Genomic DNA, 11,884 nt, shown 5'->3' with positions numbered 1-11,884 from the left:
GGCGGCGCGTCCGGCTCCGGATTCGTCTTCGACGACCGCGGTCACATCGTCACCAACAACCACGTGGTCGCGGCCCGGGGCGGGGGAGCGGTCAGCGTGGTCGGCTCGGACGGGCGCCGGCTCACCGCCGAGGTCGTCGGCACGGACCCGGGCAGCGATATCGCGGTGCTGCGGGTCACCCCGTCGGCCGCGCTGCGCCCGCTGGACCGCGCCGACCTCAGGGCCACCCGGGTCGGCGAGCCGGTGCTGGCGGTCGGCTCACCGCTCGGTCTCTCCGGCACGGTCACCGCCGGCATCATCAGCGCGCTGGACCGGCAGGTGCGGCTGGGCGGGACCGTAAGGCAGACCGCGGTGCAGACCGACGCGTCCATCAACCCCGGCAATTCGGGCGGGCCGCTGGTGAACGCGCGTGGCGAGGTGGTCGGCGTGAACACCGCGATCGCCACCCTGGAGGGCGGCGGTTCCATCGGGATCGGCTTCGCCGTGCCGATCGACCGGGCCGCTCAGGTGGCCGCGACCCTCATCGGCCGTGGATAGTCGACAGATGCGGCTGCTGGTGGTGGAGGACGAGGAAGACCTGGCGGAGGGCCTGCGGGTCGGTCTCGCCCGGACGGGGTACGCGGTCGACGTCGCGCTCGACGCCGCCGAGGCGTACGACCGGCTGACCGTGAACGAGTACGACCTGATGCTGCTCGACGTGAACCTGCCCGACGGCGACGGGTTCACCCTGTGCCGCTCGCTGCGCAACGGCGAGGTGGACACCCCGGGCGAAACGGACCTGCGGGTGCTCATGCTCACCGCCCGCGGTGGCCTCGAGGACCGGGTCCGCGGGCTGGACGAGGGCGCGGACGACTACCTGGTGAAGCCGTTCGCCCTGGCCGAGCTGCTGGCCCGGGTCCGCGCCCTGCTGCGGCGGGACACGGCCGGCACGTCGTCGGTGCTGACCGTCGGCGACGTGGTGCTGGACGTGGCCCGGCACGTCGTGACGCTGCGCGGCGAGCGGCTGACGTTGACGCCCAAGGAGTTCGGCGTCCTGGAATATCTGATGACCCGGCCCGGGCACGTGGTGTCGAGCGAGGAGCTGCTCGAGCACGTGTGGGACGCCAACGCCGACCCGTTCACCCAGACCGTACGGGTCACGGTGGGCACGTTGCGGCGCAAGCTCGGCGAGGGCTCGATCGAGACGGTGGTCGGGCGGGGCTACCGGCTGCGGGACGGGGCGGCGTGAAGCGGCCGGAGCTGTTCCGGTCGATCCGGTTCCGGCTCACGGTGATCTACTCCACGCTGCTCTTCGCGCTGGCCGGGGCGGCCCTGGCGATCACCTACTTCGCGGTGGCGCAGACGGTGGATGCGGCTCCGCTGACCACCACCCAGGCCAAGCTCTACGAGAACCGGGTGTATCAGCGCCAGGTCCAATACGCGGACATCGCGGATGTCGAGGCCGCGATCAACTACAACACCCTGCAGAACCTGCGGAACTACTCGCTGATCGCGCTGGGCGTGCTCTTCGTCGCCAGCCTCGGCATCGGCTGGGTGCTCTCCGGCCGGGTGCTGCGCCCGGTGGGAGCGATCGCGCGTACGGCGCGCGAGATCCAGGCCACCGACCTGTCCCGGCGCATCAAGCTCGGCGGTCCCCGCGACGAACTGCGGGACCTCGCCGACACCATCGACTCCATGTTGGACCGACTGGACGACGCCTTCCAGTCGCAACGCCAGCTGATCGACGACGCCTCGCACGAACTGCGCAGCCCGCTGGCCATCATCCGGACCAACCTCGACGCCTCGCTCACCCCGGCGGAGGCGACCCCGGAGGAACGCGAACGGGCGGTGGCCGTGGTGGACCGGGCCACGACGCGGATGTCGCGGCTGGTGGAGGACCTGCTGGCCACTGCCCGCCGGGACGCGCACGGGCTGTCGGACGCCGACGTGGAGCTCACCACGATCGCCCGGGAGGCCGGCGAGGAGTCCTTTATCACCGACCGCGGTCTGCGACTGCGGTACCACCTGCCCGGGGAGCTGCACCTGATCGGGGACGCCGACGGTCTGCGCCGGGCCGTCGGCAACCTGCTGTCCAACGCCGTACGGCTGGCCCCGGGGTCCTCCACCGTGACGGTCGCGACCGGCCGTACCGGATCATGGTTGTGGCTCGCCGTGGCCGACGAGGGTCCGGGGATCGCCCCGGAGGACCTGCCCCGGGTCTTCGACCGCTTCTGGCGCGGGAAACCGGAATCCGCCGCGGAACGCTCCCGGCAGCGCCGCACCGGCCTGGGCCTGGCGATCGTCCGGCAGATCGTGGAGTCCCACGGCGGTCAGGTCGCGGCGTTCTCCGAGCTCGGCCAGGGCAGCACGTTCGTGCTGTGGCTGCCGGCGGCCGACCGAACGGACAACGAAGCACCGCCCGCGGTCAGTCCCTGGCCGTAACCACGTGCCGTACGCCGAGCGACGCGCATACTCACGGCTATGCGTACTTGGAAGGTGCTCGCTGCCGCCTCAGCGGGTCTGCTCCTGGCCGGTACCGTAAGTCCTTCCGCCGGCCTGGCTGCGGCAACCACGACCATCACCTCGTTGACCGTGCCGTCCGAACCGGTCGACCTCGAAGCCTCGCCCGGTGTGATCATCCGGGCCCACATCGTCGACTCGGTCGGAGTGATCGCCGGCGAGACGAGCGAGCATGACGACGGCGCCACGTACCTCTGCGTGATGGACGCGAACCCCCCGAAATACAACGCTTGCGGCATCGTGCCGGGCCACCTGATCAGCGGCACCCCCCAGGACGGGGAATGGGAGTTCGACCCGATCCGCGAGCAGCGGGCCCACGGCGGCTTCGAGGTCTGGACCCTGCAGGTCATGCGGCTCGACGGCACCCGCCAGCGGATCGACCTGAGGCCGTTGCCGTTCAACCGGACCTTCCACACGATCGGCCGCTACGGCATGTTCTTCGACCGCCAATCGCCGCTGAGCAACGAGAACACCACCATCACGTACGGCGGCACCGTGACCCTGCGCTCCCGCGCGTACTGGATCGACGAGCTCGTCAAGCGGCACCCGATCGGCAACCGGCAGGTCCGGATCATGCAGGAGGACCAGACGGAGCCGGTCATCGACGGTGACGAGCGGTTGCTGACCACCGTGACCACCGCCGCGGACGGGACGCTCGCCGTGACCGTCAAGCCGGATCGCAAGGCCTTCCGGCTGTACCTGGTGATCGACCAGGGCACGACCACCGACGGCTTCCGGTACATGGACGGCATCTCCTGGACCGGGCGGGTCGACGTCAAGGTGGGCCTCGGCATCAGGTCCAAGCCGTCGAGCCTGCCCGCCGGAACCGTCGGTTACGTCGAGGGCAACGTCGTCCCGGCCACCCACGCCGGGCAGAACGCGTACCTCCAGCGCTACAGCGGCGGCGCCTGGAAGATCGTGAGCAGCGCGAAGATCCGCAGCTCGGGACGGTTCACCCTGGCGGTACAGCCGCCCGGCAAGGGCACCTACCGCTACCGCGTGTACAAGGCCAGTGATGCCCTGCACGTCTACAACGTGACCCGGGAGTTCACCGTCGCCGGCAAGTGAGACCCGCGATGGCGGGCCGGGTGCGCGCGGTGCCATGCTGGGCGCGTGGCGGACGACGTACGGGTCAGTGACCGGTTGACGATCCCGGCCGCTGAGCTCTCGTGGCGGTTCTCCCGCTCCAGCGGGCCCGGCGGCCAGGGCGTCAACACCACCGACTCCCGGGTGGAGCTGTCCTGGGATCTGGCCGGCTCCGAGCTGCTGCCGCCCTCGTTGCGGGAGCGCGCCCTCGAGCAGCTCGGTGGCCGGCTGGTCAACGGGGTGCTGACGATCACCGCCTCGGAGCACCGTTCGCAGCTGCGTAACCGCGAGGCCGCCGCCGCCCGGCTGGCCGCCCTCGTCGGCGGGGCGATCGCCCCGCCGCCACGGGCCCGGCGGGCCACCAAACCGACCCGTGGCTCGGTCGAGCGCCGCATCGGCGAGAAGAAGCGGCGCAGTCAGACCAAGCGCAACCGGCGGGCCGACACCGACTGACGGCTCAGCTGTTGTGCGGGGCCACGGCTTCGCGGTTCTCCGCCGCCAGCGCCGGGCCCAGCAGCTCCTCGCAGACCCGGATCAGCCGGGCCCGCAACGCCGACGCGCGGCGGGCGAACTCGCGCTGGCGGGCGACGTACTCCGCCTTGCCCTCGGCCGTCTCGATCTTCACCGGCTCCTGCCCGTACGACGTCAGGTCGTACGGGCTGGCCTGCATGTCCAGCAGGCGGATGTCGCCGGCCAGGGCGAAGCAGTCCAGCGCCAGGGCGCCGGGCACCGCGGGGCCGAGCTTGCTCGCCCACTTGTGGCAGTCCATCGCCGCGTGCAGGCAGCCCGGCTGGTCCAGGTCGACCTGGGTGGCCCGGGTCGGCTGGAGGCGGTTGAGCCCCACCGCCTCGGGGGTGAAGAAGCGGAAGGCGTCGAAGTGGGTGCAGCGGATCGGGTGCTCCTCGACCACCTTGTCCGTCTCGGCCTGGCCCAGCCGCAGCGGCAGCGAGTGCCGGTGCTCCGGCTGGCGATAGACCATCGCCCACTCGTGCAGGCCGAAGCAGCCCGAGAACGCGGGCCGGGATGCCGTGGCCGTGAGCAGGCCGTGGATGTAGCGGACGCTCTCGCCGCGGGCGTGCATGTACGCCTCTGTGTCGAGGGTCACGACGCCGTCCGGATGCGCCTTGTACCACTTCCAGGCGGCGTGCTCGGCCAGCCCGGTCGGTGCCGCGGCCAGCCCGGTGCCCACCCCGGGGTGCCAGCGGCGGAGCTGGGCCGGGCGGGTGCCGTAGTAGTCGTACAGGAAATCCTCTATGGCGTGCTTCTCGCCCGCCGCCTTGCGCGCGCGGTGCCCGGCCGTCATCTCGTCGGCCCGCTCGGCGTGGGCGCGGGCCAGCGGGATCCAGCTGACCGAGGGCAGCACAGTGGTCAGCGCGTGGGTTTCGCTGATCCGCATCGCACCAGCGTATCCAGCAAGTCCACTCCTATCGAGCCTCGGCGTCGTCTGTGGTGAGGAACGCCCGAACGAGGTCCGCCACCGCCGCGGGTGCGCTCTGGTCGGGAGCGTTGTGATCGAGTTCCGGCAGCAGGGCGTAGCGGGCGTGCGGGACGAGCTCCGCGAGCCGTGGCTGGACCCGGCGCAGCCATTCCGGGCTGCGGCCACCCGCGATGATCAGGGTCGGTGAGCCGATGGCGGCGTACCGGCTGCCGTCGGAGTCCAGGCCGGCGGTGACCCGGCACTCGGCCGGCAGCGTCGGCAGCAGCTCACGGGTCTCCCGGCCCTCGGGCGTCTGCAGCAGGAACCAGGCGAAGGCCGTGTAGACGGGCATCGGCACGACGCCGACCGGGGCGAAGCCGAGCCCGGTGAGGAAGGTGGCCATCGCCCCGGCGGACCGCCCGCGCGCCAGCCGGCGTTCGAACTCGGGCAGGAACGCCGGGTCGAACGAGCCGTCGAGGCTGACGCCGGGCTCGTAGACGACCAGCCTGGTGAGGTCGCGGCGGAGCGCGACGTGCAGCGCGGCCAGACCGCCGTAGCTGTGCCCGAACAGCTCGCCGGAGCCGGTCGCGGCCAGCACCGCGAGTGCGTCCTCGACCTCTCGCTCGATCGAGTAGGCCGGGCCGGGTGGGCCGCTGGCGCCGCGGCCGCGGCGCTCGATGACGTGCACGGTGCGGGAGTCCGCGAGGGACTCGGCGAGCCGGCGGTAGTGGTGCGAGCGGCGCAGACCGCCGGGGATGACGACCAGGCCGGGTCCCGACCCGGTGCTGGTCACGTGAAGCCGGGTGCCGTCGGCACTGGTGATAGTTGGCATGCGAACGAATGTAGTACATCTACTACATCCTTGATAGTGTGCTCGACATGAAGACCATGACGGGGGCGGAGGTGACGGGAGTGGACACGGTGCCGGACGAGACCGTGCTCGACGTCCGCGACCTGCGCATGCGCTACGGCAGCACGGACGTCCTGCACGGGGTGTCGTTCACCGCCCGCCGCGGTGAGGTGCTCGCCCTGCTCGGGCCGAACGGCGCCGGCAAGACCACCACCATCGAGATCCTCGAGGGCTTCCGGATGCGCTCGGCCGGCACGGTACGGGTGCTCGGCGTCGACCCGGCCACCGGCGGTGAGCAGTGGCGGGCCCGCCTCGGCGTGGTGCTGCAGTCCTGGCGCGACCACGGCAAGTGGCGCGTCCGTGAGCTGCTGCACCACCTCGGCAGCTACTACGCGGACTACTCCACGCCCGCCGTCAGCCGCCCGTGGCCGGCCGACGAGCTGATCGAGCTCGTCGGCCTGGGCGCGCAGGGCGGCACCCGGATCAACCGGCTCTCCGGTGGTCAGCGCCGCCGGCTGGATGTGGCGATCGGCATCGTGGGCCGGCCGGAGGTGCTCTTCCTCGACGAGCCGACGGTCGGCTTCGACCCCGCGGCCCGCCGCGAGTTCCACGACCTGGTGCACCGGCTGACCGATGTGGACGACACCACCGTCCTGCTCACCACCCACGACCTGGACGAGGCGGAGAAGCTGGCCGACCGGATCGTCATCCTGGCCGGCGGCCGGATCATCGCGGACGGCTCGGCCGACCAGCTCTCCCGCCGGGTCGCGGGGGAGTCCGAGATCCGCTGGACCCGGGCCGGCTCCCGCTACGTGCACAGCGCCGCCGACGCCACCGGCTTCGTCCGGGAGCTCTTCCGGCAGTACGGCGACGACATCGCCGACCTGGAAGTGCGCCGCGCCAGTCTGGAGGACACCTACATGACGCTGGTCCGTGACTCCGAGGCCGGCCGGGACACCGCCGCCGCCTCCGCCTTCGAGGTGGTCCGATGAGCGCCGTCTCCACCGCCGCCCGCACCGGGCTGGCCCGCGGCGGCATCGAGCTGCGGCAGACCCTGACCAACGTGCTGGACCTGTGGACCTATTTCTTCCCGGCGGCCCTGCTCGTCGGCACCGTCTACTTCATGCGCGACGCCACCGTGCCGGGCACCGACCTGTCGCTGGGTGCCCGCACGCTGCCGAGCACGCTGGGCATGGGCCTGGCCTTCGCGGGACTGCTCACGGTGGCCACGCTGCTGGTGACCGACCGCGAGGACGGCACCCTGCTGCGGGCCAAGGCCACGCCGAACGGGATGGCCGGCTATCTGGTCGGCAAGCTGGTCCTGGTCGGCGGCATGTCGGCGATCAGCCTCGTGCTGCAGATCGTGCCGAGCCTGTTCATCGTCGACGGGCTGGAGATCGACGCGAACGGGTGGCTCACCCTGTGCTGGCTGCTGCCGCTCGGCTTCGCCGCCACCATCCCGCTCGGCGCGGTCTTCGGTTCGTTGCTGGAGAATCCGCGCAACATCGGCCTGCTCCTGCTGCCGCTGGGCGGTCTGGTCGCCATCTCCGGCATCTTCTACCCGATCAGCTCCATGCCGGGCTGGCTGCACGGGGTCGCGCAGGCCTTCCCGGTCTACTGGCTAGGGTTGGGCATGCGCTCCGCGTTCCTGCCCGATGCGCTGGCCTCGGTCGAGCTCGGTCATTCCTGGCGGCACGCGGAGACCATCGGCGTGCTGGGCCTGTGGTCGGTTCTCGGCCTGGTGCTCGCGCCGGTCGTGCTGCGCCGGATGGCCCGCCGGGAGTCGGGCTCGGCGGTCGCCGCCCGGCGCGAGAAGGCCATGACGCGGATCGGGTGACGGACGACGCATGAGCAGTGAGATCACGTACAACCGCATCGCGATGCTGCGCGCCGAACGCGGCATCTCGCGGCGCCAGCTCGCCGACGCCCTCGGCGTGCACTACCAGACCGTGGGCTATCTCGAACGGGGTGAGTTCAGCCCGTCCCTGCACCTGGCCCTGCGGATCTGCGACTACTTCGAGGTGCCCGTCGAGGTGGTCTTCTCGCTCAGCCCGTTCCCCCGGCTGGGCACCGAGCCGGTGCCGCGTACGGCGTAGCCTCGATCCTGCGTTTTCATCGCTCAATGGATGGGGTTATCCGTGCGTTTCGCTCGTTTTGTTCATGCCGGTGGCGTGTCCTTCGGGGTTGTCGAGGGTGAGTCCGGGGCCGGGGCCAAGGGCCTGACCATCGCCGAGATCGGCAGCCTCCCGTTCGAGCAGGTGCGCTTCACCGGGCAGCGCTGGGCCCTGGCCGACGTCCGGCTGCTCGCGCCGATCTTCTCCAGCAAGGTGATCGGGGTCGGCCGCAACTACGCCGACCACGCGGCCGAGCTCGGCAACGAGGTGCCCAAGGAGCCGCTGATCTTCATCAAGCCGTCCACCTCGGTGATCGGCCCGAACGACGCGATCCGGATCCCGCCGCAGTCCCAGCAGGTCGAGCACGAGGCCGAGCTGGCCGTGGTGATCGGCGCGACCGGCGCCCGCCGGGTGGACCGGGCCGGGGCCCAGCGGGCCATCTTCGGCTACACGGTCGGCAACGACGTGACCGCCCGCGACCTGCAGCGCAGCGACCCGCAGTGGACCCGGGCCAAGGGCTTCGACTCGTTCTGCCCGATCGGGCCGTGGATCGAGACCGACCTCGACGTCAGTGACCTCGAGGTGCGCTGCGAGGTGGGCCGCAACCCGGACGAGATGGAGGTGCGCCAGCTCGGCCGGACCAAGGACATGGTCTTCGACGTGCCGACCCTGGTGTCCTACGTCTCGCACGTGATGACCCTGCTGCCCGGCGACATCATCCTGACCGGCACCCCGGCCGGGGTGAGCCAGATCGTCTCCGGCGAGACCGTGATGGTCAGCGTTCAGGGCATCGGCGAGCTGCGCAACCCGGTCGTCTCGCTGGACTGAGCCTGTCGCTCGATCCCGTCGAGCAGCAGCCCCAGGCCGTAGGCAAAGGCGTCCGCGGCCTGCTGGTCCGGGCCCCGGTCGAAGCCGCCGGCGTTCCACAGGTCCGTCATCGCGGGATGCTGCTCGACGTCGAACCAGTCCTCCCACAGCCGGCCCCACCAGCTGTCGTTCGACTCGCCGCTGGTCCGGCGCAGCTGGGCGTTCTCGCCCTCCTGCCGGGCCGCGGCGGTCACGAACATGGTGATCGTCACGGCGGCCGTGTTGCGGCTCGACACCGGCAGGCCGCTCAGCGTGGACAGCACGTACTCGCTCTCGCGCAGCATTCCGGGACCCAGCGGCGGGCGGATCCGGGAGACCTGGCACAGCCACGGATGCTCCCGGTACATCGCGATCGTGCGGTCGGCGTACAGGTGGATCTGCTCGCGCCAGTGCGCCGGCCGTTCCTCGCCCGGTCCCGGCAGCCGGCGGCTGCCGAGGACCTCGTCGACCATCAGCTCCACCAGCTCGGCCCGGGACGGCACATAGGTGTAGAGCGTCATCGTCGCCACCCCGAGCCGGGTGGCCACCTGGGCCATCGAGGCCGCGGCCAGGCCGTCCGCGTCGGCCACGGCGAGGCCGGCCGCCACCACCTGGTCCACGGTGAGCCGGGGCGGGCGCCCGGTGGTCGCTCTGCGCACGTTCTTGCGCCGCCACAGCAGCGGCAGGATCCGGTCGGGATCGGTGGCCCCGCTGTACTCGGTCATCTCGTATACCCTACGAGAAGAGTTTCCGTAGGGTCTACGAGAACTGGGGGAGTGCGCATGAAGATCCTCGTTACCGGTGCGACGGGCGGCGTGGGCCGGCTCGTGGTGGACGAGCTGCTGGCGCTGGGCGCGACCGACGTGCGGGCGCTGACCGTCAACCCGGCCAGGGCCGGTCTGCCGCCGCAGGTCGAGGCCGTCCGGGGTTATCTGGGCCGGCCCGAGACGCTGCCGGCCGCCCTGGCGGGCGTCGACCGGATGTATCTGGCCCCGCTGGTGGAGACCAATGAGCAGGTGTGCCGGCTGGCCGCGGCCGCGGGGGTACGCCGGATCGTCGACATGGCCGGCGCCAAGGGCGACCACTGGCAGGTCATCGAGGACGGCGTCGAGGCCTGCGGAGTGCCGTTCGTGCACCTGGAGCCGGGAGAGTTCATGACCAACTCGGGGATCTGGTCGGCCCAGATCGCCGCGGGTGACGTGGTCCGCGACGGCTACGGCGACGTCGCGAACGCGCCCATCGCGCTGGAGGACATCGCGGCCGTCGCGGCCCGGTGCCTGCTGGAGGAGGGTCACGAGGGCCACTCGTACGAGCTGACCGGTCCGCAGTCCCTGACCCGCCGCGAACGGGTGCTGGAGATCGGCGCGGCGCTGGGCCGGGAGCTCACCTACGTCGACCTGCCGCACGACGAGCTGGTCGAGCAGCTGACCCTCGCAATGGGCGAGTACGGCGGCTGGTACGCCGACGGCCTGCGCCAGATGGTCGGACATCCGCAGGTGGCGGTGCAGACGGTGGCCGAACTGACCGGCCGTCCGGGGATCACCTTCGCCGCCTGGGCGCGGGACAACACGGACATGTTCCAGTAGTCACGCGGTCACGGAAACGCCGGGTGGTAACCCGATTTGTTCGCCACCATGGGCTCGGGTAGAGTTTCCACTCGGTACGGCAAGCCGTACCAATGGGGTATGGGGTAATTGGCAGCCCGACTGATTCTGGTTCAGTTAGTCTAGGTTCGAGTCCTGGTACCCCAGCGCGACCGACTCCCGCAAGGGCGGTGGTGCTGGACTTCTGATAGAGTTCCGCACCGTTGCTCACGCCAAAGAGCCGGAAGCAGCAGGTAAGGCACCACAGAAGTGCAGCGTTTCTGCAGTACAGCGTGTTCTGGCCCCGTCGTCTAGCGGCCTAGGACGCCGCCCTCTCAAGGCGGTAGCGAGGGTTCGAATCCCTTCGGGGCTACAAGCAGCAAGCGGCTCGTGTCGAGAGACACGGGCCGCTTTTGTCTGCTCTGGGCGTATTCCCCGGGCCGTTTCCCGGGCGTTGCAGACGGCAGACTGGCTGCTGTGACGGACATCAACGTGCGACGCGTCGACTTCGGCTACTTCATCCGGCCCGCCGAGGAGACGGGCACAGGCTCACCCCGGGTCGAGCCGTGCCTCGGTTACCTCGTCGAGCATCCCGACGGCCTGCTGCTGGTCGACACCGGCATGGGCGGGGATCCGGACGTGGACGCGCACTACCGGCCCCACCGCGTGCCGCTGCCCGAGGCGCTCGCCGCTGTCGATGCCCGGCCCGAGGACATCCGGCACATCGTCAACTGCCACCTGCACTTCGACCACAGCGGCGGCAACCCGGCGCTGCCCGGCCGGCCCGTCTACACCCAGCGGCTCGAGCTCGACATCGCCCGTACCGTCGAGGACCACACGCTGCCCTGGCTCATCGACCACCCGGGCGCGGTCTACGTCGAGCTCGACGGCGAAGCCGAGATCCTGCCCGGGGTGGTGATCGTGCCCACGCCCGGGCACACCGCCGGTCACCAGTCCCTGGTCGTCCGCCGCGGCGACGGCACGGTTGTCGTCGCGGGGCAGAGCCACGACCACGCGGTCGGCTTCACCGCGGACGTGCTCGCCCGGCGGGCCGGACTGGACGGTGCCGAGGCGCCGCTGCAGTTCCCGCCGGCCTGGATCGAACGGCTGCTCAGCTTCGACCCGGCCCGCGTGGTCTTCGCCCACGACAACGCCGTATGGACGCCCTGATCCGGTGCGGGATGGTCGCTGGGCCGGTGTGCCACGCGGGGTTCGGGCCTTCGTCGCGGCGCCGGGCCGGGCTGATGCCCGGTGCCGTTGTGCTTGCCACGGACGCGGTCGCGAACGGCTACGCCAACTATGTGCGCGAACGGCTACGCCAACTATGTGGTGGAACGGGCCGACGGCGTCACGCCGGGGCGGGTCGGGTCGGGTCGGCGATCATCACGGCGCTCGCCGCCGGGCTGATCGTTGCCACGCCGGGATCGCGCCCTGGCTGAACCGCCGTGGTCGGGCCGGCGACCGTTGAGGCGCCGGCCCTCAACCGCCG

The 11,884-nt window shown here is 71.2% G+C and carries 14 protein-coding genes and 2 tRNA genes; 13 read left to right on the top strand and 3 right to left on the bottom strand.

What is annotated here, in order from left to right; all coding sequences use genetic code 11:
• From AB0C29_RS15055 to arfB, 5 genes are all read left to right on the top strand, one after another.
• On the top strand, positions 1-537 hold a 537-nt coding region (locus AB0C29_RS15055; protein WP_360820442.1), incomplete at its 5' end, for a trypsin-like peptidase domain-containing protein.
• A gap of 7 nt (positions 538-544) precedes the next feature.
• A complete protein-coding gene (locus AB0C29_RS15050; protein WP_360820439.1) occupies positions 545-1,228 on the top strand; it encodes a response regulator transcription factor in 684 nt (227 codons plus the stop codon).
• Entirely contained in the window at positions 1,225-2,421 is a 1,197-nt protein-coding gene (locus AB0C29_RS15045) for a HAMP domain-containing sensor histidine kinase (RefSeq protein WP_360820436.1), read from the top strand. Before AB0C29_RS15050 ends, AB0C29_RS15045 begins: the two co-directional genes overlap by 4 nt.
• A gap of 144 nt (positions 2,422-2,565) precedes the next feature.
• Positions 2,566-3,567, top strand: coding sequence for a hypothetical protein (locus tag AB0C29_RS15040; protein WP_360820433.1), 1,002 nt, complete (start codon positions 2,566-2,568; stop codon positions 3,565-3,567).
• Between the two features lie 45 nt (positions 3,568-3,612).
• On the top strand, positions 3,613-4,038 hold the full coding sequence (gene arfB / locus AB0C29_RS15035; protein ID WP_360820430.1) for an alternative ribosome rescue aminoacyl-tRNA hydrolase ArfB: 426 nt from the start codon (positions 3,613-3,615) through the stop codon (positions 4,036-4,038).
• Positions 4,039-4,042: 4 nt separating this feature from the next.
• Here the strand turns inward: arfB and AB0C29_RS15030 are convergent, their stop codons facing one another.
• The gene (locus tag AB0C29_RS15030) at positions 4,043-4,981 is read right to left on the bottom strand and encodes a 3-methyladenine DNA glycosylase (RefSeq protein WP_360550055.1); all 939 of its coding nucleotides are present in this window, start codon (positions 4,979-4,981) and stop codon (positions 4,043-4,045) included.
• 28 nt (positions 4,982-5,009) lie between these two features.
• Positions 5,010-5,834, bottom strand: coding sequence for an alpha/beta hydrolase (locus tag AB0C29_RS15025; protein ID WP_360820427.1), 825 nt, complete (start codon positions 5,832-5,834; stop codon positions 5,010-5,012).
• Between the two features lie 56 nt (positions 5,835-5,890).
• Between AB0C29_RS15025 and AB0C29_RS15020 the strand changes: the two genes are divergently transcribed.
• The 4 genes from AB0C29_RS15020 to AB0C29_RS15005 are packed head-to-tail and all read left to right on the top strand — an operon-like array spanning position 5,891 to position 8,794.
• A complete protein-coding gene (locus AB0C29_RS15020; RefSeq protein WP_360820445.1) occupies positions 5,891-6,844 on the top strand; it encodes an ABC transporter ATP-binding protein in 954 nt (317 codons plus the stop codon).
• Positions 6,841-7,689, top strand: a complete 849-nt coding sequence (locus AB0C29_RS15015) for an ABC transporter permease (protein WP_360820424.1) — start codon at positions 6,841-6,843, stop codon at positions 7,687-7,689. The genes AB0C29_RS15020 and AB0C29_RS15015 overlap by 4 nt, the downstream gene beginning before the upstream one ends.
• A 10-nt stretch (positions 7,690-7,699) precedes the next feature.
• Positions 7,700-7,948: a helix-turn-helix transcriptional regulator gene (locus AB0C29_RS15010; RefSeq protein WP_360550047.1), complete on the top strand. Its 249-nt coding sequence runs from the start codon at positions 7,700-7,702 to the stop codon at positions 7,946-7,948.
• 42 nt (positions 7,949-7,990) lie between these two features.
• Positions 7,991-8,794: a fumarylacetoacetate hydrolase family protein gene (locus tag AB0C29_RS15005; RefSeq protein ID WP_212992138.1), complete on the top strand. Its 804-nt coding sequence runs from the start codon at positions 7,991-7,993 to the stop codon at positions 8,792-8,794.
• Here AB0C29_RS15005 and AB0C29_RS15000 read toward each other — a convergent pair.
• Positions 8,749-9,537: a TetR/AcrR family transcriptional regulator gene (locus tag AB0C29_RS15000; protein WP_360820421.1), complete on the bottom strand. Its 789-nt coding sequence runs from the start codon at positions 9,535-9,537 to the stop codon at positions 8,749-8,751. The two genes, AB0C29_RS15005 and AB0C29_RS15000, sit on opposite strands and share 46 nt — an antisense overlap.
• A gap of 57 nt (positions 9,538-9,594) precedes the next feature.
• Here AB0C29_RS15000 and AB0C29_RS14995 point away from each other — a divergent pair, with 57 nt between their 5' ends.
• The 4 genes from AB0C29_RS14995 to AB0C29_RS14980 all read left to right on the top strand — a co-directional run bounded on the left by AB0C29_RS14995 (position 9,595) and on the right by AB0C29_RS14980 (position 11,565).
• Positions 9,595-10,398: an NAD(P)H-binding protein gene (locus AB0C29_RS14995; protein WP_360820418.1), complete on the top strand. Its 804-nt coding sequence runs from the start codon at positions 9,595-9,597 to the stop codon at positions 10,396-10,398.
• Between the two features lie 93 nt (positions 10,399-10,491).
• Positions 10,492-10,563: transfer RNA gene (locus tag AB0C29_RS14990), tRNA-Gln, on the top strand.
• 132 nt (positions 10,564-10,695) lie between these two features.
• Positions 10,696-10,768, top strand: a tRNA-Glu gene (locus AB0C29_RS14985).
• A gap of 104 nt (positions 10,769-10,872) precedes the next feature.
• Positions 10,873-11,565, top strand: a complete 693-nt coding sequence (locus AB0C29_RS14980) for an N-acyl homoserine lactonase family protein (RefSeq protein ID WP_360820415.1) — start codon at positions 10,873-10,875, stop codon at positions 11,563-11,565.
• The last annotated feature ends 319 nt before the right edge of the window (positions 11,566-11,884 follow it).

The organism is Actinoplanes sp. NPDC048791, assembly GCF_040650095.1.
Lineage (GTDB): Bacteria > Actinomycetota > Actinomycetes > Mycobacteriales > Micromonosporaceae > Actinoplanes.
The sequence above is the reverse complement of the archived record's forward strand: the minus strand, read 5'-3'. Positions and strand labels throughout refer to the sequence as shown.